Source organism: Synechococcus sp. UW105 (assembly GCF_900473935.1).
Lineage (GTDB): Bacteria > Cyanobacteriota > Cyanobacteriia > PCC-6307 > Cyanobiaceae > Synechococcus_C.
On record NZ_UCNN01000022.1, the window covers coordinates 1 to 22,724 of the forward strand.

Genomic DNA, 22,724 nt, shown 5'->3' on the forward strand with positions numbered 1-22,724 from the left:
CCGCTCCTGATGGGGCGGCTTTTTTTGTGCTTTCAGTCAAGGCGATGGCCGCGCAGCCATCACACATGGCCTGGCTGCGCAGTTCGCCTCAGTTCGACAGTTGTAGCTGTGAAAGCACTTCGTTGAGTGATCGGATCACGCAGTGATGGCCTGGATCCTGATCGGGGTTGTTGTCGCGAAGGCTAAATAGTGTCCTTAGTCCTGCCTCCTCAGCCGCATCGCACTCCGCCTTGTTGTCGCTGATAAACGTGATCTGCTGGGAGCGAATGCCGAGCTGCTTTGCGATGTTGATGTAAGAGACGCTTGCCTTTTTGGGGCCAGTATGGGTGTCAAACCAAGCGCAGAATAGATCTCTGATATCTCCCTCTGGTGTGTATTGGTAGAGCAGTTTCTGGGCATTGATGCTTCCAGATGAATACACGGCAAGCTTTAAGTCTGCCCTGTTCCAGCTGCGAAGTGCTTGCAGAGCCTCGGGGAAAAGTTCGGTTTGAAGAGCTCTATCTCGATATCCCTGTTCCCATATGCGTCCTTGCAGATCCTTCAGGCTGGTCGATTTCCTGTCGATGCTGATGAGGTGCTGAAAATAGTTGCTGATGGCTTGGTGGGCCGTGTCTTCCTCTTCCGTTGGAGATTGCTGTAAGAGCTTTTGGCTTATTTCGTCTTGATCAATCCGCCATTCCTGCCAGGCTTCTGTGATGACAGCCTGCACTTCTTTGTTGTGTGCATGCAAGCTCAGGTAGGGATCCAGTTGCTTTTTCGCATAGGGGAATAGCACAGATGACACAAAGCTGATTGGGCAGGTTGTGCCTTCAATATCGAGTAGTAGGTGCGTGGTTTGTGTCATCTCACCCTCAGTAACTGTTCTTTCCAGTACAGCTTCAGTAGGAACTCAAGGATTTCAACATGACGCCTTGCTTCGTTCAATGTGTCGCCCCAAGCGTAAAGGCCATGACCAGCGACAAGCAGGCCATAGGGTGCATCGGCCAGCAAAGGTTCAGCATGCTTGCACATCAACTTGAGGTCTTGATGATTGGCGATCACCGGTAGCTCAATGCAGGTGTTGTGGGTGGTGATGCCACGCAGGCCTTTCAGCATTTCCCATCCCTCGAGAGTGACGAATCCCTTGCTGACTGCGTGTTTGGACACAACCGTTGCGTTTACCGAATGGGTATGCAGCACAGCACCACTGCCACATGTTTCGACAATGGTTAGGTGCATCAACGTTTCCGCACTCGCCTTCCCCAGGCCGCTTAGCACCTCTCCGTTGTGATTCACTTCGATCAGCATGTTTGCTTCGACTTTGCCCTTATCGACTCCACTTGGTGCCATCAGCAGGGTTGTTGGCTGCTTGTGCAGGACAACGCTGAAATTTCCGCCTGTGCCGTCGCACCATCCACGCCGGTGCAAATCCTGAATGGCTTCAATCAGATCCTGATGGGGCGTCACCACCGGCTGCGTCTCGCTTGCGATAGCCCTGATTGATCTCAGTGCTGACAGTTTGGGCACCAGTGGGTGCTTCTGCCCACCAGTTTCTCACGCTGGATCGGTGTGCCACAGACGTGGCAGGGCTTGCCTGTTCGCCTGTAGACAGCTGCCTGGCCTCCGTAGTTGCCATTCACGCCTTCTAAGTCTCGAAAATCGCTGAACGTGGTGCCGCCTGCACCGATGCTTTGTTGGAGTACGGCGGTCAAGCAGTCGCAAAGCCGATCGAGCTGCTCTCGGTTGAGTGAGCCGGCGGTGGTGTGAGGATCGATCCCTGCTGCAAAAAGGCTTTCATCGGCGTAGATATTGCCGGCTCCTGCCACAAGGCTCTGATCCAGTAACGCCGCTTTGATCGAACGGCTGCTGCCTTTCAGTCGTTGCTTTAAATAGCGTCCATTGAAGGAGTCGCTGAAGGGTTCCGGCCCTAGCTTCTTCAGCCCGGTGATGATTGCTTCAGCTGGCAACTCGGGGGGAACCCACCACATCTCGCCGAAGCTGCGCATGTCAATAAAGCGCAGTTCGTGACCGCTGGGGTCCCAGAAACGCACTCGTGTATGGCGGCAGGGCTCCTGCTGCTGTTCGCTATCCAGCCATAAAAACTGGCCTGTCATGCGCAGGTGCACGCCCCAAAGGCCTCGACTGGCGGTCTGGTCGCCATCGCTGTGGTCGTGCAGTTCGGCATAGAGGTATTTGCCGCGTCGGTGCCACCGACCGACCCATGCTCCTCGGAGACCTTCTGCGAACACAGAAGATCCTCCGGGACTGGCAATGGCCCTGTCCCGGAGGATTTCAACATCGTGAATCTGAAACGAACTGAGACGGTCTGCCAATCCGCGGCGAACCGTCTCAACTTCAGGCAGTTCTGGCAATGGCCTCAGGCCTTTTCCAGTTCAGCTTCAGCGAAGTTGTTGGTGTTGATGCCACCTTCTGAGCCGGAGAGGCCGTTGTAGTTCACCTTTTCAAAGCGAACCACAACTGGGTAACGGATTCCGGATTTGTCGATTGAGGCCACAGTGCCCACATCGTTGAACCAGTAGGACTCAGGGCGCTTGATGCGCACCTTGTCACCTCGGGAGATCGCCATCGCTGCGCAGGAACGGGATGCAATGGGACGATATCTCCGGGCGGGTGCTCCCACGCCGTGAGCGTCACACAATGTCGTTCGCCGTGGCAGCATCCAGCTCCCTCTCTGATGCCGCTGTGAGTTCCAGTCTCAGTCCTGAGCCCCCCATGCTGCAGATGGATCTCCCTGATCCTGAGCGGGATGACATCAGCACGCTGGAGTTCCTTGAGCAGCTGGACCAGGCCTGGGCAGTCTGTGATCGGTTCGACCTCCAGACCGAGATCCTCAGGGGGCGCATCCTCAAGGCGGTTCGCGATCGTGAGAAACGCGGTGGCGAAGGTCGTGGTGCTGGCTTTCTGCAGTGGTTGCGCGAGCGTGAAATCAGCAAGACCCGTGCCTACAGCCTGATCCAGCTTGCTGAATCCGCCGAAGATCTGGTCGGGGGCGGCATGCTCGATCAAGAGAGTGTGAACCATTTCTCCAAGCGGGCCTTCCTTGAAACGGCGCAGGCGGCCCCGGAAGTGCAGCTGATGATTTCAGAAGCTGCCAATGAGGGCCAGGAGATCACGCGCAAGCAGGTGCGGAGGCTGACCGATGAATTCACGGCGGCGACCAGTCCTCTGCTGCCCGAGGAGATTCGCGAGCGTACCCAGCAAAATCTGTTGCCACCCAGAGTGGTGGCTCCGCTCGTGAAGGAGCTCGCAAAGCTGCCAGAACTGCAGCAGGAGGATCTGCGCAAGGTGCTGCGCGATGAGCCTGAACTCGACCGGATCAAGGATGTCACCAGTACAGCTCGTTGGATCACGAAGGCCACCGAGAGTGGTGTGGCCGTGCGTGCTTTCCAGCAGGGGGAGCTGGACCTTGAGAAGGCCATGCAGGAGGCGCAGCGCCTGGATGCCCTTGGATTGCTGGCCGATGCCGTTGGCCAGGCCCAAGCGCTTGAGTCGGCGGTTCTCAAGTTGCATACCTCCTGGCGTCGGTTGGGGGGGCTGCAGGAGCGTCTGTGGGTCGAAAGCGGCAGCAGCACTCCTTACCTGCGCGATGTGCTCTCGGCGCTGCAGAGCTTGAGTGGCGCGACCATGCGGGTCTCGTTAGGTGAACTGGCCGGTGGCAAGCGGGTGCGATTGCAATTGGTTGAGGAGTCGCCAGAGCAGCTGGAATCGCCGTTGGTCCCCTAGATGTAGTGGCCGTTAAGCTGAGGGCCCTATCGCTGGTGTGGTTTGGATCCGCTGCTGGCGACGCTGCATGACCACTACGGCTGGGATGATTTTCGGACCGGCCAGCGGCCGGTGATCGAAGCCCTCTTGGCTGGCAGGGATGCGCTGGCTGTGCTCCCCACCGGTGGTGGTAAATCGCTTTGCTATCAGCTGCCGGCACTCGTCAAGCAGGGGTTGGTGCTGGTGATTTCACCACTGGTCGCCTTGATGGAGGATCAGGTTCGACAACTCCGCAGTCGTGACATTCCTGCCGCCTGTCTGCATGCGGGGTTACTGCCGGAGCATCGCCAACAGGTCTGTCGTGCTTTGGTGGAAGGCGAGCTCCGCTTGCTCTATCTCGCCCCAGAACGGCTTCAGTCGGCGCAGATCCGGGAGCTTATCGCCAAGACGCATGCCCAAGGTCGGCTTGTGGCGCTGGCCGTGGATGAAGCCCATTGCATCAGTGCCTGGGGGCATGATTTCCGCCCCGACTATCGACGTCTGGGCGACGTTCGTGCCCTGTGTGAGGGTGTGCCAGTGGTGGCGCTCAGCGCGACCGCTGCGCCGCGGGTGCGAGCCGACATCCTTCGCCTGCTCGATCTCCAGCGTCCTCTGGTGCAGGTGGCTTCCGCCCAGCGGGACAATCTTCATTACGTCATGCGCCGACGTCCCAAGGATCCGTTGGATCAAGTGCTGAAAGCGCTGGACAACTCCCGTGGTGCCTCGTTGATCTACGCACGCACCAGGCGATCGGTGGAGCGCTGGGCCGTTCGCCTGGAGGCCAATGGGGTTGAGGCGATCCCCTATCACGCCGGTTTGGACCCCGGGCGGCGTCAGCAAGCGCTTTGCCACTTCCTGGAGGCCGAGAGGCCTGTGCTGGTGGCCACGGTGGCCTTCGGTATGGGCGTTGATCGAGGTGATGTGGGGCTTGTGCTCCATCTCGATCTGCCGGCAACCCCCGAGGGGTACCTCCAGGAATCTGGCCGGGCCGGCCGTGATGGCCATCCTGCTCAGTGCATCGTGCTGTTCTCTCCGGGTGATCGCACCAGCCTCGGTTGGGCGATGCAGGCTTCATTGCGCCACGCGTCGGCCGATCAGCAGGCAGACCGCAGTCGCGTGGAACTGGCGCAGCAGCAGTTGCGACGGATGGAAGCCGTGGCGGAAGGTGAGATGTGCCGCCAGCAGGCGTTATTGCTAGCGGTCGGCGAACTGGCTGCGCCCTGCGGTCGTTGTGACCGATGTCAGGAGAGCCTCCCTCGTCATGATTGGTCGGAAGCGGCTCTCGCCGTGCTTCAGGCCTTGGAGAAAGACCATGGCACTGATCTCCGCAGCCTCAGTGACACTCTTGCCGAGGTTGAACCTCTGCGCTGGGGATGGTTGACCAGGCGGATGGTCCAGGAAGAGTTGATCAGCGAGAGCAATGACGGGGCCCAGAGGCTGTTCTTAAGGGACAGCGGTCGACGATTTCTGCGCCAGCCTTGGCCGCTGCACTATGTCGCCTGAGGGCAGGCTGTCTCAGGCGCCGCTTCCCTGGCGGCATCGGTCCTTGACAAGATCCTGCTCGTAGTTGCTTTGGGGTGCATTCCAGGTTTTCCAGGCGCCATTAGCTCCGGTGACGTTGATCTTGCGCGCTCCGCAGTTCACAGCGATGTACAAGGGCTTGCCGTCAGCATTGAGGGTTGGGGCTACATCACTGCCCGCCATGGTCTGCCAGTTGCTCCAGTCCACTTTCAGTGGGCCGTAGCTGCGCCAGTCGGCCTGATTGGGGGCTACCGATGCAGCTGGTTTGGTAGAGGCCTTGGCGATGAGGTCGGATTTGCTGGCTGTGGTGGCCGGTTGCACAGCAGCGTTGGGGGTGGCGCTGGTGATGGAGGCCTCTTCGACGGAAGAGGAGCTCGCTGTTTCCCTGGCAGAGGTGAGCTCATCCCGCGCTGGAGCTACGCCGGTGCTGATGGCTTCGTTGCTGGTGGCGTTGTTGTTGCTGGGGCTGGGTTCGATCACCGACTGGGTGCTGAGGCTGGTGGCAGCCTCAGAGGGTGCCTGTCTGAGCAGCAGCTTGGTGCCCACCTTCACCTTGTTGGGATCAGTGAGGCCATTGATGTCCACCAGGGAGGCAACCGGAACTTCGTAAGCCTTGGCGATTTGGGTCAGGGTTTGGCCGCGGGCAATCGTGTGGCTGTTGGCGTTCGGAACCGGATTGACCGGCACAGGTTTGGTTTTGGCTGCTTTCGGTTGGGGCAGTACCGCATTGCTGGGCAGCCGGAGCCGTTGGCCCACCTCAACATGGTTGGCATCGCGGAGATGGTTGAGGGTGATCAGATCTCTTTCGCTGACGCGATAACGGCTGGCAATTGTGCTCAGGCTTTCGCCACGGGCCACGGTGTGACGGCCGGCTCCAGCTGTGACCCTTGGGCCCGGCACCCTGAGGCGTTGCCCTGCTTCAACATGATTGGAGTTGCGCAATCCGTTCAAACGCATCAGCGATCCCACCGACACCCCGTAACGGTCGGCAATGTCGGAAAGGGTGTCTCCACTTCGCACCGTGACAGTGCCGCTGAGGGCCTGAAGCGGCATCAAGGCCGACAGGGCCAGGGCTGCAAACAGGGCTCGGCGCATGTTTTTATTTCCTCTCGGCAAACCATAAGGTGATTCAGCAAGGGCGCCAGTCCCGATTCAGCCAAGGATGCGTCGCATCAGATCCCGACCAAGCCGGTAGGGGGGGTAGCGCAGGCGCAGATCGAGGAAAAATGGCCGTCTCAACACTGAGCGTTCGTGGGAGAAGGTGCGGAAGCCTGCTTCGCCGTGGTAGCTGCCCATCCCACTGGGCCCCACGCCTCCGAAGGGCAGGTCTGGAATGCCCACGTGCATCACCACGTCGTTAAAACACACACCGCCTGAACTGGTGCCCATCAGCAGCTCGTTCTGCTGTTGCTGCTTTCCGCCAAAGAGATAGAGGGCCAAGGGTTTGGGCAGGCGGCGGATCCGTTCCATCGCCATGGCCAGATCGCGAACGGCGATCAGCGGTAGCAGCGGTCCGAACAGTTCTTCTTGCATCAACGGATCTTCAAGCGTGTCCACCGTCAGCACGGTTGGGGCGATTCGCCGGCTGTTGGCATCGCTTTCGCCGCCGATCAGGACCTGGCCATTGGCACGGGCTCCATCGAGAAGAGCCTCCAGCCGTTGATACTGACGGTCGTTGATGATCCGGCCGAGGTCGCTTGATCCCACTGGATCCGTTCCATAGAGATCGACTCGGGCCGCTGCAAGGGCTTTGACCAGGGGATCCCGCAGGCTGTCTTCAACCAATAGGTAGTCGGGGGCGATGCAGGTCTGGCCTGCATTCAGCCCTTTCCCCCAGATCAATCGTCGTGCTGTGACGGCGAGATCCGCACCTGGCAGCACGATCGCGGGGCTCTTGCCGCCCAGCTCCAGGGTGACCGGTGTGAGATGCCGTGCGGCTCCAGCCATCACCTTGGCACCAATGTTGCCTCCGCCAGTGAAGAAGATGTGGTCATAGCCCTGATCCACCAGGGCAGCTGCTGTGGACCCGTCGCCTTGCACCACCCGCACCACCTCAGGGTCAAAGGCGCTGCCAAGCAGCCGCTCGATGAGGTCAGCTGTGGCTGGAGCCTGCTCTGAGGGCTTGACCACGGCGGTGTTGCCTGCCGCAAGGGCGCTGATCAGTGGTTGCAGGGTGAGATGGAAGGGATAGTTCCAGGGGCCAATGATCAGAACGCAGCCAAGGGGTTCGCGGATGACTTCGGCCCTGCCCGGTTGCAGCGGTAGCGGGACCGGAACCCGGCGTGGGCGCATCCAGCGGCGCAGTTGCGTGTCACAGAGCCGCAGCTCTTGCCGCAGGGCCAGCACCTCCACCATCCCTTCCGTTGTGGGTTTGCCCAGATCTGCCCGCAGGGCCTCGAGGATCTCGCCCTCGTGTTGATCGAGCAGGGCGCGCATCGTCTGCAATTGTTTGCGACGCCAGGCTTCCCCGCGGGTTGCACCATGGGCGACCGGCCCTCGAAGCGAAGGCAAGTCCGGCAAGCTCTGGGGTGCAGGCGGTGAACTGAGCGTCATGGGCAAACCGTTACGGCGCCATGCTGGCAATTCATCCGGGCGAAAGGGCTGACGTCGGTCTGATCCGGGTCTAGCTATGGGATTGGCTAACGCAGAACGGAATGCAGCAGCCCTGGTGGAACGGCGCCGTGATCTACGAGCTGATCGTGCGCAGTTATGCCGACGGCAATGGCGACGGTATCGGTGATCTTCAAGGATTGGCTGGGCGTCTCCCCTATTTGCGCTGGCTTGGGGTGGATGCTCTGTGGTTGACGCCGATCTACCCCTCGCCCCTGCAGGACGGTGGATACGACATCACCGATTTCACCGAGATTCATCCCGACCTGGGGGACCTTTCAGCCTTCCATCGTTTTCTCACTGCTGCTCACAAGCACGGCATCAAGGTGGTGCTCGATCTGGTGCTGAATCACACCAGTACCTTGCATCCTTGGTTCCAGCGGGCCCGCTGGGCGGCTAAGGGCAGTCCTGAAAGGGATGTCTACGTCTGGAGCGATGACCCCCAGCGTTATGCCGATGCCCCTGTGCTCTTTCGCCATTTCGAATCTTCGAATTGGGAATGGGATGAGGTGGCGCAGCAGTATTACCTGCATCGTTTCCTCAGTCATCAGCCCGACCTGAATTACGAGAACCCTCTGGTGCAGGAGGCAATGCTCGAGGTGGTCGACTTTTGGATCGACCGCGGTGTGGATGGCTTTCGCCTTGATGCCATTCCCTTTCTCTTTGAAGAGGAAGGATCGCGCTGTGAGGGCTTGCCGGCCACGCATACGTTTTTGAAACGACTGCGAAAACGGGTGGATGCCCACAGCCGGGAAGTGCTTCTGCTGGCCGAAGCGATCCAGCCGGTGGATGAGGCGGCTCCGTATCTGCAGGATGACGAGCTGCACGGGGCGTTCAATTTCGCGCTCACTGCCCATCTGTTTGCGGCCATTGCCAGTGGTCGTACCGAGGCTCTGCGCGTTTGCCTGGATGAAGCACAGGAGGCTGTGCAGGGTTGTCGCTGGGCTCTGCCCTTGCGAAACCACGATGAGCTCTGGCTGGGGGATGGTCACCTGGTCAGTGATGACGTGGTGCAGACCATCAGAGCTGGCTTGCATCAGGGCCAGGGGCATTGGCTCAACTGGGGCATCAATCGCCGGCTGGCTCCGCTCCTGAACGGTGATCCCGGTTCCAATCGGGTGCTGCATGCGCTGATCTACAGCCTGCCTGGAATGCCCTGCCTCTATTACGGCGATGAGCTGGGGATGGGCGATTGGCCTGGCTTACGGGACCGGGATCCCAATCGCACGCCGATGGCCTGGACCCCAGCGCGCAACGGCGGCTTCTCAACCGCACCTGACCCCTTACTGGTGCTGCCCTCGATCACGGCTCCTGGTTATCACCACCGGGTTGTGAACGTGGAGGTTCAGAAGCAATTGCAGGGGTCACTGCTCAATTGGCATCGCCGCATGCTCACTTGTCGGCGATTGCTTCCGGCCTTGCGGCACGGGGGGTTTGAGTTGCTGGATTGCAGCCATCCGGCAGTCATTGTCTACGTGCGAACCAGTGAGTCGATGACCGTGTTGGTGGCTGCCAATCTCTCGGCTGCCGGCGCCTCGCTTCGCTTGGATTTGAGCCGCTGGCAGGGCCAGCGCACTCGGGAGGTGCTCTGGGGCAGTGAATTCCCTGAGGCGGATCAGAATTGGTTTGTTTATCTGCCTGCCCATGGCTTCAGCTGGTGGCTGATCGGGGAAGTGGATGAGGAAGCCGATCAGGAATCGGTCCAGCAGGACCAGTCGGTCAGTGCGCAAGGTTGAGGCTCGGCCCACCGGCTGCATGCCCCTGGTCGTCCAGTAGCTCATTCACGAGAGGCACGAGCCGCTCGGCTTCGCTCTGATCCACCATCGCCAACCGGCAGCGTCGGGCCAGTACATCGGTCGCGCTGCGAGCGTGTTCGGAGTGGATGGCGTGATGGAGTTCGCCTCGGCAGATGGGGATGACCTCGCTGAGAGGTTGGCGATCGCTCTCGCTCCAGCCACCCACCAAGGCTGGGGCCCGCAAGCCGAAGTTGCTGTGCAGATGGTTGGCTTGAGCGGTGCGCAAGGCCGTGTTCGGAAGCAGTGCCTCTAGCTCCTGCCGTTGCTGGCTCAACAGGGCACTGGTCTGCCCGGGCACCGTGGCGGAGCCCAGCAGAGGCAGCGCTTGTCGGGGCGGCAACGGTCTTTCAAGTTGCGCGGCCACGGCCTCGAGAGTATCGATTGCCATGGGTCTGCAGGTCGTCCACTTTCCCCCCATCACGCTCACCAGCCCGCTTGGCAGGGTTTCAACCTCGTGTTCACGCACGACCCGACTGCTGTTGCGGTCGTCGCCCGAAGGCCGAAGCAGGGGGCGGCCACCAGCCCAGCAGCTGCCGACGCTGAGGTCGCTGAGCTGGGGAAACCAGCGACGCACATAAGCGAGCAGATACTCCTGCTCCTCGGCGGAGGGAGCTGAGGCGGTCGCGATGTCACAGGCCGTGTCGGTGGTGCCGACAAGGGTTCGGCCAAAGAACGGCAGCATGAATAGCACCCGACCGTCATCGGTGGCGGGCAGCAGCAGGCCGACTCCCTCCGGGCAGAGGTTGGCCTTCAGCACCAGGTGCACGCCTCTGCTCGTGAGCATGCGCTCTGCTAAGTCGGGATCGGCCATGCGCCGGATTGCGTCGGATTGCATGCCTGTGGCATTGACCACCACCCGCGCGCTCCAACGTTGTTCTCGGCCATCAGCCGTGAGGCTGATGGCACCACAAATGCGTCCTTCAGGGGTCTTCTCCAGCTTGGTCACACGGCAACCTGTGTGGAGCTGTGCACCGGCTTGTTCGGCGCTGAGTGCCAGTAGAAGGTTGAGACGGGCATCGTCAAATTGCCCATCGCTATAGGCGACGCCACCATTGAGCCCAGGCTTCAGCAAGGGAAGAGCTTGTTGAAGTTGCGCTTTGGACAGCCAGCGACTGGCGCCGATGCCTGTGCGCCCTGCCAGGGCGTCATAAAGGCCCAGCCCAATCCGGTAATAACCCTGTCCCACCAAGTTGGTGGTTGGTAGGGCTAGCTCGAGTCTGTGGGCTAGAAACGGAGCCTGTTCTAACCAGTGGCCGCGTTCCAATAGGGCTTCGCGCACCAGGCGAAACTGGGCCGGGTCGGCGGTTTTGAAGGCCAGTTCTAGATAGCGCACCCCGCCGTGCAGCAGCTTGGTGCTGCGGCAACTCGTGCCAGCGCCGATGTCGGCTCCTTCCAGTAGGGCGACCCGAAGGCCGCGGCACACGGCTTCATAGGCCACGCTGGCGCCACTGGCACCCCCACCGATGATCAAAAGGTCGAGGGGGTCGCTCATCCCTGCCCTCCTTCGCTCCAGTGCAGGCTGCGGCGCACGGCCTCATCCCAGCGTTCGCACCAGCGCTGACGCTGGTTGCTGTCGAGGCCTGGCTTGAACAGGTCTCCTCCTTCCATTTTGGCGGGTACCAGGTCGCGCAGATCTGCGATCACCCCGGCCTCTGCACCGGCCAGAAGGGCGACGCCCCGTGCTGTGCTCTCGAGGCTGGCAGGACGTCTCACCCGCAGGCCAGTGCTGTCGGCTTGGGCCTGCAGCAAGGGATCGGAAGCGGCAGCACCGCCATCCACAGCCAGTTCCCCCAGGCCATGGCCAATCGATTGTTCGGCTAGCTGCACGAGGCTGGCCACTGACAGAGCAATCCCTTCCAGGGCCGCGCGGGCGATGTGACCAGGTTGGCTGTCGCGGGTCAGGCCGATGAGTAGGCCACGTGCGCTGGGGTCCCAGTGGGGCGTGCCCCAACCGGTGAATGCGGGCACCAACATCACCCCTGCCGCAGAGTCGACGCTGGCGGCTAGCGCATTGATCTCAGCGGCTTCACGAATCAATCCCAAGCCATCCCGCAGCCACTGCACCACGGTGCCCGCATTGAACAGGCTTCCCTCCAGGCAGTACGTGGGGGTGCCGTCGGCATCGGTCCAGGCCAGCGTGGTGAGCAGTCCAGCATTGGATCGGCGCAGCTCTGAACCGGTATTCACCACCAGGAACGCCCCAGTGCCATAGGTGCATTTCGCTTCCCCCGGTTCGAGGCAGAGCTGGCCGAGGGTGGCGGCCTGCTGATCTCCCAGCAGGGCTCTGATCGGAACGCCGGCAAAGGGCAGCCCCTCGCTGATGGCTCCGAAGTCACCGCGGCACGGCACCAGCTCGGGCAGGGCTGAACTCGGCAAGGTCACTGCATCACAGAACGCCTCCATCCATTGGCGCTGTTCCAAATCCATCAGGAGGGTCCGACTGGCATTGCTCATGTCTGAGTAGTGCAGGCGTCTGCCACTGAGATGCCAGAGAAGCCAGCTTTCGACGGTGCCAAAGCAGAGGTCGTGGCGCTCTGCGGCAGCGCGGGCTGTTGGTTCATGCAGCAGCAGCCAGCGAATCTTGCTTGCGCTGAAATAGGGGTCAAGTAACAGGCCTGTGCGGTGGCACCAGTTGGCTTCGAGGCCTTGATCTTTCCACTGACGACAGATCTCGACGGTGCGTCCGTCTTGCCAGACCAGGGCTGGGCCGCACGGGGCTCCGTTACTGCGTTGCCACAGCACCGTGGTTTCCCTCTGGTTGGTGATGCCACAGCAGGTCACAGACCGACGCTGCTCGTCAGTCAGCGTTGCCTCGAGCTGTGCCATGGCCTGGCGCTGGCTCTCCCAGATTGCCAAGGGATCCTGTTCCACCCAGCCATCGGCGGGATAGCGGATCGCGAGGGGGGCAGAAGCGCTTGCCACCAGCATTCCACTGCTGTCAAACAGGGCTGCACGCGAACTGCTGGTTCCCTGGTCTAGCGCCAGGAGGAGAGGCGTTGCTGCCATGGCCGACTCGTTTTTAAAGTGCTAGCGGTGGGGCACGCTCCTGCAAAGGGGGTTGGCTTTGAGTGATGCGTTTGCATTACCACCTGCTTGGGTCTCGGATGCCGTGGTCTATCAGGTGTTCCCCGATCGTTTTCGGCGCGCTGAGGTGACGCCGATCGCGTCTCAGCAGCGACAGGTGGCTGGGCTGCAGTGGCAGCCCTGGGGAAGCGATCCCATGCTCCAGGGCTTTCAAGGTGGTGATCTCTGGGGCGTGATCGAAAGCCTTGATCACCTGCAGGGACTGGGCGTGACCTGTCTGTACCTCACACCGATCTTCGCCTCGGCCGCCAATCACCGCTACCACGCCTACGACTACCTCAAGGTGGATCCGCTGCTTGGGGGTGATCAGGCCTTCGATGCATTGCTGGCGGAGCTGCATCGCCGCGGGATGCGCTTGATCCTGGATGGCGTGTTCAACCATTGCGGCCGTGGCTTTTGGGCGTTTCACCATTTACTGGAAAACGGCATCACGTCTCCTTATCGGGATTGGTTTCACATCCACCACTGGCCCATGCATCCCTATCCCCGCGCCGGAGAGTCGTGCGGATACAGCTGTTGGTGGAATGATCCGGCCCTGCCCAAGTTCAATCACGCGCATCCTCCGGTGCAGGATTTTCTCTTGCAAGTGGGACGCCATTGGCTCGAGCGAGGCATTGATGGCTGGCGACTGGATGTGCCTGATGAGGTTCCTTCTGGGTTCTGGATTTCATTTCGGCGCATGGTGCGATCGGTCAATCCGGAGGCCTGGATTGTTGGGGAGATCTGGGGTGATGCGGTCCCTTGGTTGCAAGGGGATCAGTTCGACGGTGTGATGAACTATCGCCTCGGTTGGAGCAGTCTTTGCTGGGCCGCGGCAGGACGATTGTCAGAGGCCTACAACAACCCTCAATACCCGCTGGAGCCGCTTGACGCTGATGCGCTGCTCGCGATTTGGACGGCCACCCAGGACAGCTGCCGGCCTGAGGTCAACACTGCCCAGCTGAACCTGCTTGATAGTCATGATGTCCCCAGGGCATTGCACACGCTTAAGGGAGATGCAGCCGCGTTGCGCCTGGCCCTGTTGTTGTTGATCCTGCAGCCTGGAGCGCCCTGCATCTATTACGGCACTGAAGCAGGATTGCAGGGTGGTGAGGAGCCTGGGTGCCGCGAAGCCATGCCTTGGGGGCAGCCCTGGCCGCATGACTTGTGCTCTGCGATCCAGGCGTTTTTGCAGTTGCGTCGTCGCTTCCCCATCCTCAGGCAGGGCGGATTGTGTTGGCATCCTCAGGGCCGCGATGGACTGATCGGTCTCGCCCCCGGCTTGGCGGTTGCCCTCAACCGCAGTCGGCAGCGGGTCCTGACTCTGGATTCTCAGCTTGTGCGTCAGGGATCAGACGCAACACTCGACTGTGAGTTGCTGATCGGGGCCGCTGGGCCTTCACCCTTGACACTGTCTCCGCAATCGGCGGTGCTGTTGAGCCAAGGCAGGGGAGGCTCAGGCTGTTCGGACTGACGACATCCAGGCGATGGCTCAGATCTTCGCTGTCGGCATGGACGCCATCAACCCGAACCTTGCGTTGCCACTGACGCGAGACAGGGGCAAACGCTTCAACGGCCATGCCCCACGCAAGCCATTTGAATCACTCAACAGGAGCCACCCTCGGTGCCAGGGGGGTGGAGAAGAAGCCCTTGTCGAGACTTGAACTCGAGACCTCTCCCTTACCAAGGGAGTGCTCTACCGCTGAGCTACAAGGGCATGTGGAGGATGGGCCGGGTTGGATTTGAACCAACGTAGGCAGAGCCAGCGGATTTACAGTCCGCCCCCATTAACCACTCGGGCACCGACCCGAACCACACCCAGAGAATTTACCAGCCTGCCTGCCGTTTTCTTCGTTGATCAGGGCAAGAAGCAGAAGCTCGATACGATCAGATTCAATTCAGTCCGCGTGAGGGCCATGCGCCTGCTCTTGCTTAATGGCCCCAATCTCAACCTGCTGGGGAAGCGCGAACCAGGGTTGTATGGATCTGCGACGCTTCCAGCGATTGAATCTGCGCTGGCGCTCCAAGCCAATGATCTCGGCGTGGAGCTGGACTGCTTCCAGAGCAATTTTGAGGGAGCTCTGGTGGATCGCATCCATGAGGCGATGGGCCAGGTGGATGGGATCTTGATCAATGCCGGCGCCTACACCCACACCTCGATCGCTCTGCGGGATGCCTTGTTGGCAGTGGCGATTCCCTATCTGGAACTGCATCTGAGCAACATCCATGCACGGGAGCCCTTTCGCCATCAGTCGTATTTGGCCGATCAGGCGGTCGGTGTGATCTGTGGCTTCGGCGCCGACAGCTATCGCCTGGCTCTCGATGGACTGGTTAGCCATCTGCGGGCTCGTGTGAAAGAGGCGGTTTGATGGTGCTCTCGTCTCCTGCTCAGGCTGGTGATCAGAGCCTTCAAAAAACTGTCGCCAGTATCCGCTGGCTCGCCGCTCCTACCAGTGCCTCATGGCTGGATCAAGCCAATGCCAGGCCGATCGAAGTGCTCATCGACCATGCCCATTGCGAGCGAAAGGCTGCGGGTGCGGCCGTTCAGCTGATGTTTCGATACCTGTGTGAGCCTGGCCTTGGGGAAGCCCTGAGCCCACTTGCTCGCGAGGAGCTCCAGCATTTTGAGCAGGTGCTGGCGGTGCTCAAGCGACGAGGGCGTTACCTAGAACCTCTGCCTTCACCGGGTTACGGCGCGAAGCTGGCGAAACAGGTGCGCCGGCCCGAGCCGGACCGCATGCTGGATTCCTTTCTCGTCGCCGGTCTGATCGAGGCGCGCAGCCATGAACGCATGGCATTGCTTGCAGAGCACAGTCCTGATCAGGAGTTACGGCAGCTCTATGGAGCGTTACTGGCTAGCGAGGCCCGCCACTTCGGTCTCTACTGGATGTTGTGCGAAGAGCGTTGGGATCGGTCCGTCGTGATACCTCGTTTGGAGCAGCTGGCCGCGCATGAAGCTCAGATCCTCACTGGAGAGTTGGAGAATCCGGCGGATGTTCGCATGCATTCCGTTGGGGTGTTCAGCCCCTAATTCAGCCGCCTGCGCTCTTGGTATTTGGTGTAGAGGAACCCTCTAGATCGTGCTTTTGGCGACTTTTTGTATCGCTCTGGCACAGCAAAATTACTTAGCCGGCCTGTTGGTGGTCGGTGCGTCGAGTCTGGGAGTCTTCTGGGGGGAGGGCTCCTTTTTATTGAGGTCAGGAAGGCCGGTTGATCGGCGAGTCCAGTCTGTGGTGGAGAGTGTTTGTGCTGCTGTGTCGGCTGTCATGGGCGCCTTCTGTCGCGATGGTCTGGCGCTCTGCGTGTTTGAGCCGGCTGCTGACCCGTCTTCATGCTCATTGCCTTCCAGCGGTGATGCGTCTCAAAGTGGAGACTTGATGCTTGTTGTGGCTGGGCGTTGATGATCAAGATCCTCTGGCTAGCCCTGACGATCTACTTCTTGAGCCGTCTTGTTAAAGGGCTTCTGAGTGGAGTGAAGGAGATCAAGAGTGAGGCCAATGAGGATGGGCAAGTTGTGGATGTTGATGTCGTCGAGAATGAACACGACGACTGAAGGTTGTCGCTGGCTCCAGATCCAACGACATCTCTGGTTTCGTTGCCATCAAGTAGGGGGGGGTGAGGCTCTGACGAGGCCCCGCATGTCCTGAGCTCAGGCCTGTCGAATCGACAGATCTTTGGCATTGCAAAAGGTTTCGACCCGCGGTTGTTTTGCGGTCTTTGCGAGCATTTCTTCATGAGAGATGAGTTGAAAACTGTTTCTGCATTTCTGGCTCTGAATGCTGGGATCATCGCCTTTGTGACCCTTTGGTGCGTCAGAGGGGGAATTGACGTTCTGGGAATGTTTGAATTCCTGGCTGGTTAGAGCTCAGATGTTGAGCTCTTGGCCTGATTGAGGGTGTGCAGCCGATTTGCTTGGCGTGGTTTCTGACGGCTACTCTTCTTCAGCGACGTAGAAAGGTTCGTTTGCCCCGGGTTGGTCGTTGTCGAGTACGAGAGCGCGGAGAGCATCATCACTTTCAAACACGAATAAGCCTTGATCTGGATCCACGCTATTCATCTCGGGATGGTCGTTGACTAGGCGCTTGTAATGACGCCAGTTGTTAATGTATTGACGAACTTTTTCGCCTAGGTGGATGACTAGGGCGATATTAAACAGCGCAAGCGCAAGAAAGATCAATGCCTGCATCAAGTACCAGTCTGGCTTGATTCAATTTAGCTCTGGTTCCAGCTTTTGTGGAGTAGCAGTTTTTACATGCTGCCCCGTCTTGGTGATGGAAGTTCTAGCTGGATTGCCCTTCCGGTCCATTTGATTCCTGGTGGGGAAAGGGTCGCCCCAGGGCCTGGCTTCGGGTTGGCGAAGGCAACGATGCTGGCCAACAAAAAAACACCCCGAGCCGAAGCTCGAGGTGTTTCGGTCCAGTGGGCTGCTTGCGAGGTGCTCAAGCGGCGGAGATGCTTAACGGTGCAGCTGGGAAGCTGGTCGGCATCGGGTCGGCCTGGCCTTCTGCAAGCGCTTTGGCGCGGCGATACATCTCGCTGTGGGTGGCTCCTTGGGCTTCCATCGCTGCCGCAACAACGGCCCAATTGCGAATTTCGGTGGTCATGTCAAAACGACTGAACGAACCCAGAAACTGTGGCCAAGACTGGCTGCTGGCCGAGACGGAGATACCCACACCTTGGCTGGATCGCGGTGCGCGCGGCCTGCAGTTATCGTCCTTCACCCGAATCGAGGAGAGTCGCCCTTGATACGTCAAGGAGATGAAGCGTCTTGTAATAATTTGGCCATTCTCTTTTCGGTGCCATGGACGAGACCGTTGCTTCTTTCTCGTACGATCTCAATGCCTTAAGGCTCGAATACAAGACGACCTGCGATGCGCTCAGGGGTTGGGGCGGCGGTGATCCAAGCGAGCAGGAGTTTCTGCTTCAAAAGAAGCAAGAAGTGTTTCGATGCCTCGCTGAGTATTCGTTCCAAAGTGCCGCGATCTAAATACGTTGTTGCGGCCTTGAGGGACTGTTGAGGCAGTGCGGCTTGGTGCGCTGTGAAGGCCTATTCCCATTGCATCGGGAAAGGCGCCTTGTTGTGTTGGCCGGCCCATCTGCTGTGAAGGGTTTCTCGTTCAGCCGCGTGAAGCACGAGATTTAAGAAGGACTGGCTTGTGAGCAGGAGCAGCTTGGCGAAATGCCGTGGTCAGGCGAACCAAGTGCCCACGGTTGGTGAGCACTTGGTTCGCCAAAGAGTGCACTGGATTAGGAAGAAGGGTGAGATGTTCCGCGTGTACCTGGATAAATCGGTCGAGCTAGGAGTGTGTTCTGCTTCGCAGCTCCTGTTTTCCCGGCCTCGGATTTCTTCTGCTGAGCCGTGCTTGAGTCGTGGAAGGACATGGACACCAGAGGCGGTTGGGTCAGTCATAACCCTGGTGCAAACTGTTGCGCACGTCCGTGCCTTTGGCGACTTTTCCGATCGGCTCGGGACTGCAGGTTCCACACCACACCATGCTTGATGTCATGGCTGGAGAGGTTGGTGGGTGTATTGAGAAGGCGTCCGGATGCCTGTGCTCAGAGTGGGCTTCGTTTCATCTGCATGAACTGACGGAAGCCGGGTTGCCGTTCTGATCCCGATCGTGCTGGTTCAGATCTGATCTGTGGTCGCTTCTGGCTTCTCTGTCTAGATCTGAGGTCTGTTGGATCTCATTCGAAGGTCAGCACAATGGGTTTGCGGAAGACAGCCACATGCGGATTGCTCGCTCTCTCGGCCATGGCAGTGGTGGCCTGCCAGAAGCCCGCCGCCGAGTCGGATGGTGGGTCTAAGGCAGCACAGGCCACAGCTAACGCGTTTGAAACCGGAAGCTTGCGGGCCGTGGTGATCGGTGATGCCTTGCCGATGGTTCAGAAGAATGGCGACGACTATGACGGCCTGTCTTTTGTTGTGCTGGAGGCGATCCGTGATCAGATGAAAACGGCGCCCCATGCCAAGGCCGACAGCTTCGCGATCGAACCGGTTGCGGTGACATCAGCCCGAGAAGGGCTCGACAAAATTCGCTCCGGTGCTGCAGATATCGCCTGTGGTGTGGCATTCAGTTGGGAGCGTCAGCGCACGCTTGATTTCACCATCCCCTTCGCGAATGGTGGTGTGCGGGTGTTGGCCCCCCAGGGGAACGATGGCACTCCAGGCAGTCTCCAGGGCAAAACCATCGGTGTTGTCCAGAACACGGTTGCTGCCGATGTGTTGGCACGGTCGCTCGACGACGCTCAGTTTCAGTTCTTCGATACTCCGGAGCAGGCTTTAGCCGGCCTCAAGAATGGTGATGTGACCTTCCTCGGTGGTGACAGTCTTTGGTTGAAGGCCAATCGACAGGCGACCGCTCCCGATGATGCGTTGGTTCCTGACCGGGCCTACAGCCGCTCAGGCGTTGGCTGTGTGGTGGGTGATTCAACGCCCCATTTACTCAATGTCAGCAATCTGGCGATCGGTCGTCTGCTCTCTGCCTACATCGACAACGATCCTGCGGTGCGTTCGGAAATCAATCGCTGGATCGGAAGCGACAGTGGCATTGACCTGAGCGACCAGAAGATCAGCACTTTCTTCCGGATGGTTCTGTCGACCACTGCACAGTTCAGTAACAAGTAGTGCCTTGCGCACTCTTTGCAATCACGTCCTGTTTCTTTGAGCTTCACCATGAACAAGACCACACTTCTCAGTCTTGCTGCTGCACTCGCTGCCAGCTCTGTGCTCTGTGAATCCAGTCGTGCGGCTGTGCACAGTCAGCCTGATGCAAGCAATGCTTTGGAGCAACGGATTCAAAAGATTGATCATCAAGCCTGGAGCGACCTAGATCATGAGCCCCCCCAAACGCCACCCTTGGTGGCGCGGGCCTGGGGGAATGGTCGTGGACGTGCCTGGGGCAATGGCCGTGGTCGCGGTTTTGCCAATGGTGGCGGAGGGGGGTTTGGTAATGCGTACCGGGGAGGATTCGCAAACTGGTGAACAGCGCTGACTACGGTCCTATTGGCCTGGTGGTGATCCAGGCCACATCTCTCTGCAATCTTGATTGCAGCTATTGCTACCTGCCTGATCGTCAGAAGCGTCACCAGTTTGATCTCAATCAGATGCCGCTGTTGTTGCAGAGGATTTACGAGAGTCCCTTCTGGGGCCCTCATCTTTCGATTCTCTGGCATGCCGGTGAGCCTCTCACCTTGCCCTGTAGCTATTACGATGAGGCCACGAAATGCCTTGAAAAAGCGACTGCTGAGCTGCAGCAGCAGGGCGTCGTGATTGATCAGCACATTCAGACGAATGCCACCCTGATCAATGATCAATGGGCAGCGTGTATTAAGAGAAATCAGATTGAGGTTGGCGTCAGTATTGATGGCCCTGAGTGCATTCATGACTCCCATCGACGCTTCCGTAACGGCAACGGATCCCATCGACTCACGATGCGTGGAATTCGCACCCTTCAAGATCATGGTATTCCCTTTCACGCTATTGCCGTGCTTACCCATGAAGCGCTAGATCAGCCTGATGAGATGTATGAATTTCTGCGAGATGAAGGCATTCATCACGTCGGCTTTAATGTCGAGGAGCAGGAAGGTGTTCATGCCCATTCCTCCATGCAGGGGTTGAGGCGTGAAAAGCAGTACCGAGAGTTTTTGCGGCGTTTCTGGCGCCGTAATCAACGGGATGGCTTTCCTATCAAGCTGCGGGAGTTTGATCAGGTTTTGGAGATGATCAGCGTTGGGCAACGTCTTCGCCAGAACGAGATGAATCGCCCTTATTCAATTCTCAGTGTGGATGCGGCGGGGAATTTCTCAACCTTTGACCCGGAGCTGCTCTCGGTTGAAACCGAACGCTATGGCCTGTTCAATCTTGGCAACCTTCGCGATCTTTCACTGGAGGATGCAACGCAAACGGAAGCGTTTCGCCAATTGCAGCAGGATATGAATGCCGGCATGGCTCAGTGCCGGAGCCAATGCGATTACTACGGTTTCTGTGGTGGCGGTACCGGGAGTAATAAGTATTGGGAGCACGGCACGCTCAATGCCAGTGAGACCTGTGCCTGTCGCTTTTCCACCAAGATCCCTGTAGACGTGCTGCTTGAGCAGCTAGAGGAGCAGTCGGCTACGGCCAGCTGACTGCGGATTGGAGCGGTGCAATCCAGCTGGCCTGCCGTGGTCAGGCCAGCTGCCCAGAGCTCTGCCTGGTGGCCTTCTTGCTGGGTTTCGGTGTCGCCAGGGTTGCAATCGCTACGCAATCGCAATCAAAGTCCAAAAGAAGTCCAAAGAGATTGACCAGTGCCCTGTGGGCAGTTTTAGTATTGGTCCTGTCGTTGCTTGTCTGGCGATGGTTGAACCTGTTGTGGCAGTTGCTGATTCCCTCCAGGCTCTTCGGAATGGCACCACAGATGATCAGTGGGATGTCCTGAAGGCCAACCCTTTGGTCAAAGACCTGTTGCGCAAGTGCTCTGATCTTGAGGCGGCGTTGCTGGTGGGCGAGTCCGTTCCGCAGCAGCCTCCCAGCAGCAACCGAATTGCGTTGAAGTCCGTTGTGGATGCTCATCTGCTGCTCGCTGCCTGAGAGCCTTCATCCCAGTCCATTCCCTGATCATTCCAATCGATCGAAGTGTTCGGCCAGGGTGTCGCCGGTGAACTCTGCAACCCAGCCCTCGGTCTGATTGAAGAAACGGATGGCGCAGAAGTTTGGTTCGCTTCCCATGTCAAACCAGTGTTTGGTGCCTGCCGGAACGGCAATCCAGTCGTCAGCTTCACAGAGCAGTTGCAGCACTTCCTCGCCGATGTGAAGGGTGAATAGCCCCCTTCCTTCCACGAACAACCGCACCTCGTCTTCGCTGTGGGTGTGTTCCCGTAGAAACTTCTCACGCAGGCTTGTTTTGTCGGGGTGATCCGGTGTGATCCGGATGGCGTCAACGGTGGGATAGGCACCGGAAGCCTGCACTCTGGCCACCTCATTGGCGTAGGCCTGGAGAATGACCTGCTGGTTGGCTCCGGTTGGCAGATGTTGGTTGCTTGGCCAGCGTTGGAAGTCAATCCCCCTCTCAGCCAGCTCCTGCTGGATCTGGTCTGGATCAGAGGCTTCGAGGAGCGGCGGTGCGGATGGCTGGGCGGCTTGATGGATGCGAAGTGTGCTCATTGCCGCTTCGAGGTCGTTGAGCATTCTGGGGGCAGGGCCGGCGTGACCTAGAACAAGCCCAGTTGCACCCAGGGGTCTGAGCATTACTGCATCCCCCGTTGTTCCCTCAACGTCTCCGCTGGTCCTCATCGGAGTCGGTCCCGGTGCTCCTGATCTGCTCACGCTTCGGGCCCATCGCTGTCTCTGCGCAGCTGAGGTGGTGGCCTATCCAGTGGCACGGCCGGAGGCCGTGGGGATGGCCGCTTCGATTGTGGCTTCGTATCTGCAGCCGAATCAGCGCCATCTACCCCTGGTCTTCCCCATGGTCACAGAGCCTGACGCTCTGCAGGAGGCCTGGCGAGCAGCTGCTTCCGCCCTCGCCAAGGAAGTGAGCCAGGGGCATCGGGTGGTGTTTCTTTGTGAGGGGGATATCTCGTTGTTCGCGACTGGCAGTTACGTGCTGCTGGCGCTTCAGCGCCATCACCCTGACGTGAGCTTGCAAGTGATCCCTGGGATTTCCTCGGTGTCCGCCGCTGCCGCCGCTGGCGCCTGGCCACTGGCCTTGCAACGGGAGGGCTTGCTGATCCGTCCTTGCCCTGAAACACCAGCAGCGATGGAGGCCTTGCTTGATCAGGCTGAGGAGAGTGGCACTGTTCTCGCTCTGATCAAGTTGGGGGTGCGTTGGCAGTGGATCCAGCCGCTGCTTCGGGCTCGGGGGCTGCTCGATCAGACTCTGTTTGCTGAGCGGATCGGTTGGGGTGATCAGCAGGTGGTGCCTGCGGCCGCCGTGCAAGCTGGGTCGCGGCCCTATTTCTCATTGCTGCTGGTCCGTCAAAGCAGCAGTGTCGTCTTGCCATAGGAGGAGATTG

25 protein-coding genes and 2 tRNA genes are annotated in these 22,724 nt (G+C 59.4%); 14 read left to right on the forward strand and 13 right to left on the reverse strand.

What is annotated here, in order from left to right; translation table 11 throughout:
• Positions 1 to 88: 88 nt before the first annotated feature.
• From mtnC to DXY16_RS09570, 4 genes are read right to left on the reverse strand one after another with little or no spacing between them, the layout of a single operon-like run.
• The gene (mtnC, locus tag DXY16_RS09555) at positions 89 to 844 is read right to left on the reverse strand and encodes an acireductone synthase (RefSeq protein WP_115121013.1); all 756 of its coding nucleotides are present in this window, start codon (positions 842 to 844) and stop codon (positions 89 to 91) included.
• The gene (mtnB, locus tag DXY16_RS09560) at positions 841 to 1,506 is read right to left on the reverse strand and encodes a methylthioribulose 1-phosphate dehydratase (protein ID WP_371410904.1); all 666 of its coding nucleotides are present in this window, start codon (positions 1,504 to 1,506) and stop codon (positions 841 to 843) included. The genes mtnC and mtnB overlap by 4 nt, the downstream gene beginning before the upstream one ends.
• Positions 1,485 to 2,351 (reverse strand): DNA-formamidopyrimidine glycosylase, encoded by an 867-nt coding sequence (locus DXY16_RS09565; RefSeq protein WP_115121014.1) that lies wholly within the window; start codon positions 2,349 to 2,351, stop codon positions 1,485 to 1,487. The genes mtnB and DXY16_RS09565 overlap by 22 nt, the downstream gene beginning before the upstream one ends.
• A 5-nt stretch (positions 2,352 to 2,356) precedes the next feature.
• Positions 2,357 to 2,566 (reverse strand): photosystem I reaction center subunit IV, encoded by a 210-nt coding sequence (locus DXY16_RS09570; protein WP_115121015.1) that lies wholly within the window; start codon positions 2,564 to 2,566, stop codon positions 2,357 to 2,359.
• Between the two features lie 71 nt (positions 2,567 to 2,637).
• Between DXY16_RS09570 and DXY16_RS09575 the strand changes: the two genes are divergently transcribed.
• Both DXY16_RS09575 and DXY16_RS09580 read left to right on the forward strand, forming a co-directional pair.
• A complete protein-coding gene (locus tag DXY16_RS09575; RefSeq protein ID WP_115121016.1) occupies positions 2,638 to 3,723 on the forward strand; it encodes a hypothetical protein in 1,086 nt (361 codons plus the stop codon).
• A gap of 42 nt (positions 3,724 to 3,765) precedes the next feature.
• Entirely contained in the window at positions 3,766 to 5,244 is a 1,479-nt protein-coding gene (locus DXY16_RS09580) for an ATP-dependent DNA helicase RecQ (RefSeq protein ID WP_170953915.1), read from the forward strand.
• Positions 5,245 to 5,256: 12 nt separating this feature from the next.
• Here DXY16_RS09580 and DXY16_RS09585 read toward each other — a convergent pair whose 3' ends face one another.
• Both DXY16_RS09585 and DXY16_RS09590 read right to left on the reverse strand, forming a co-directional pair.
• Positions 5,257 to 6,357, reverse strand: a complete 1,101-nt coding sequence (locus DXY16_RS09585; RefSeq protein WP_115121017.1) for a LysM peptidoglycan-binding domain-containing protein — start codon at positions 6,355 to 6,357, stop codon at positions 5,257 to 5,259.
• Positions 6,358 to 6,414: 57 nt separating this feature from the next.
• Complete coding sequence (locus DXY16_RS09590; RefSeq protein ID WP_115121018.1) at positions 6,415 to 7,815, reverse strand: aldehyde dehydrogenase family protein; 1,401 nt, start codon at positions 7,813 to 7,815, stop codon at positions 6,415 to 6,417.
• Between the two features lie 101 nt (positions 7,816 to 7,916).
• Here DXY16_RS09590 and DXY16_RS09595 point away from each other — a divergent pair, with 101 nt between their 5' ends.
• Positions 7,917 to 9,608 (forward strand): alpha-amylase family protein, encoded by a 1,692-nt coding sequence (locus DXY16_RS09595; RefSeq protein WP_115121019.1) that lies wholly within the window; start codon positions 7,917 to 7,919, stop codon positions 9,606 to 9,608.
• On the opposite strand, the gene DXY16_RS09600 is transcribed toward DXY16_RS09595, so the two are convergent.
• Together DXY16_RS09600 and glpK are read right to left on the reverse strand one after the other, a co-directional pair.
• Complete coding sequence (locus tag DXY16_RS09600; protein ID WP_115121020.1) at positions 9,592 to 11,160, reverse strand: glycerol-3-phosphate dehydrogenase/oxidase; 1,569 nt, start codon at positions 11,158 to 11,160, stop codon at positions 9,592 to 9,594. The genes DXY16_RS09595 and DXY16_RS09600 overlap by 17 nt on opposite strands.
• Complete coding sequence (gene glpK / locus DXY16_RS09605) at positions 11,157 to 12,674, reverse strand: glycerol kinase GlpK (RefSeq protein ID WP_115121021.1); 1,518 nt, start codon at positions 12,672 to 12,674, stop codon at positions 11,157 to 11,159. Before glpK ends, DXY16_RS09600 begins: the two co-directional genes overlap by 4 nt.
• A gap of 52 nt (positions 12,675 to 12,726) precedes the next feature.
• On the opposite strand from glpK, the gene DXY16_RS09610 reads away from it, so the two are divergent.
• Together DXY16_RS09610 and DXY16_RS14820 are read left to right on the forward strand one after the other, a co-directional pair.
• Entirely contained in the window at positions 12,727 to 14,205 is a 1,479-nt protein-coding gene (locus DXY16_RS09610; RefSeq protein ID WP_371410905.1) for a glycoside hydrolase family 13 protein, read from the forward strand.
• Between the two features lie 13 nt (positions 14,206 to 14,218).
• Positions 14,219 to 14,395: a hypothetical protein gene (locus DXY16_RS14820; protein WP_170953916.1), complete on the forward strand. Its 177-nt coding sequence runs from the start codon at positions 14,219 to 14,221 to the stop codon at positions 14,393 to 14,395.
• Here DXY16_RS14820 and DXY16_RS09615 read toward each other — a convergent pair.
• Positions 14,377 to 14,448, reverse strand: a tRNA-Thr gene (locus tag DXY16_RS09615). The two genes, DXY16_RS14820 and DXY16_RS09615, sit on opposite strands and share 19 nt — an antisense overlap.
• Before the next feature lie 10 nt (positions 14,449 to 14,458).
• Positions 14,459 to 14,540: transfer RNA gene (locus tag DXY16_RS09620), tRNA-Tyr, on the reverse strand.
• Positions 14,541 to 14,647: 107 nt separating this feature from the next.
• Between DXY16_RS09620 and aroQ the strand changes: the two genes are divergently transcribed.
• The 3 genes from aroQ (at position 14,648) to DXY16_RS14825 (ending at position 16,284) form a co-directional block, all read left to right on the forward strand.
• On the forward strand, positions 14,648 to 15,100 hold the full coding sequence (gene aroQ / locus DXY16_RS09625) for a type II 3-dehydroquinate dehydratase (RefSeq protein WP_115121022.1): 453 nt from the start codon (positions 14,648 to 14,650) through the stop codon (positions 15,098 to 15,100).
• The gene (locus tag DXY16_RS09630; RefSeq protein WP_115121023.1) at positions 15,100 to 15,762 is read left to right on the forward strand and encodes a tRNA-(ms[2]io[6]A)-hydroxylase; all 663 of its coding nucleotides are present in this window, start codon (positions 15,100 to 15,102) and stop codon (positions 15,760 to 15,762) included. The genes aroQ and DXY16_RS09630 overlap by 1 nt, the downstream gene beginning before the upstream one ends.
• A gap of 369 nt (positions 15,763 to 16,131) precedes the next feature.
• Positions 16,132 to 16,284, forward strand: coding sequence for a hypothetical protein (locus DXY16_RS14825; RefSeq protein WP_170953917.1), 153 nt, complete (start codon positions 16,132 to 16,134; stop codon positions 16,282 to 16,284).
• Positions 16,285 to 16,662: 378 nt separating this feature from the next.
• Here the strand turns inward: DXY16_RS14825 and DXY16_RS09635 are convergent, their stop codons facing one another.
• Both DXY16_RS09635 and DXY16_RS15025 read right to left on the reverse strand, forming a co-directional pair.
• Positions 16,663 to 16,917 carry a hypothetical protein gene (locus tag DXY16_RS09635; protein ID WP_115121024.1) on the reverse strand — a complete coding sequence of 85 codons (255 nt, stop codon included), beginning with the start codon at positions 16,915 to 16,917 and terminating at the stop codon, positions 16,663 to 16,665.
• A gap of 253 nt (positions 16,918 to 17,170) precedes the next feature.
• Positions 17,171 to 17,335 (reverse strand): hypothetical protein, encoded by a 165-nt coding sequence (locus DXY16_RS15025; RefSeq protein ID WP_206749557.1) that lies wholly within the window; start codon positions 17,333 to 17,335, stop codon positions 17,171 to 17,173.
• Positions 17,336 to 17,532: 197 nt separating this feature from the next.
• On the opposite strand from DXY16_RS15025, the gene DXY16_RS09645 reads away from it, so the two are divergent.
• The 5 genes from DXY16_RS09645 to DXY16_RS09665 all read left to right on the forward strand — a co-directional run bounded on the left by DXY16_RS09645 (position 17,533) and on the right by DXY16_RS09665 (position 21,303).
• Positions 17,533 to 17,718 carry a hypothetical protein gene (locus tag DXY16_RS09645; RefSeq protein ID WP_115121026.1) on the forward strand — a complete coding sequence of 62 codons (186 nt, stop codon included), beginning with the start codon at positions 17,533 to 17,535 and terminating at the stop codon, positions 17,716 to 17,718.
• A gap of 720 nt (positions 17,719 to 18,438) precedes the next feature.
• Positions 18,439 to 19,359: an extracellular substrate binding-like orphan protein GrrP gene (gene grrP, locus DXY16_RS09650; RefSeq protein WP_115121027.1), complete on the forward strand. Its 921-nt coding sequence runs from the start codon at positions 18,439 to 18,441 to the stop codon at positions 19,357 to 19,359.
• Positions 19,360 to 19,407: 48 nt separating this feature from the next.
• Entirely contained in the window at positions 19,408 to 19,716 is a 309-nt protein-coding gene (gene grrA / locus DXY16_RS09655; protein ID WP_115121028.1) for a GrrA/OscA1 family cyclophane-containing rSAM-modified RiPP, read from the forward strand.
• Positions 19,713 to 20,861, forward strand: coding sequence for a cyclophane-forming radical SAM/SPASM peptide maturase GrrM/OscB (grrM, locus tag DXY16_RS09660; RefSeq protein WP_115121029.1), 1,149 nt, complete (start codon positions 19,713 to 19,715; stop codon positions 20,859 to 20,861). The genes grrA and grrM overlap by 4 nt, the downstream gene beginning before the upstream one ends.
• Before the next feature lie 208 nt (positions 20,862 to 21,069).
• A complete protein-coding gene (locus tag DXY16_RS09665; RefSeq protein WP_115121061.1) occupies positions 21,070 to 21,303 on the forward strand; it encodes a hypothetical protein in 234 nt (77 codons plus the stop codon).
• Between the two features lie 27 nt (positions 21,304 to 21,330).
• Here the strand turns inward: DXY16_RS09665 and DXY16_RS09670 are convergent, their stop codons facing one another.
• Positions 21,331 to 21,876, reverse strand: a complete 546-nt coding sequence (locus tag DXY16_RS09670; RefSeq protein WP_115121062.1) for an acireductone dioxygenase — start codon at positions 21,874 to 21,876, stop codon at positions 21,331 to 21,333.
• A gap of 118 nt (positions 21,877 to 21,994) precedes the next feature.
• Between DXY16_RS09670 and cobI the strand changes: the two genes are divergently transcribed.
• Entirely contained in the window at positions 21,995 to 22,714 is a 720-nt protein-coding gene (gene cobI / locus DXY16_RS09675; RefSeq protein WP_115121030.1) for a precorrin-2 C(20)-methyltransferase, read from the forward strand.
• Positions 22,715 to 22,724 lie beyond the last annotated feature (10 nt).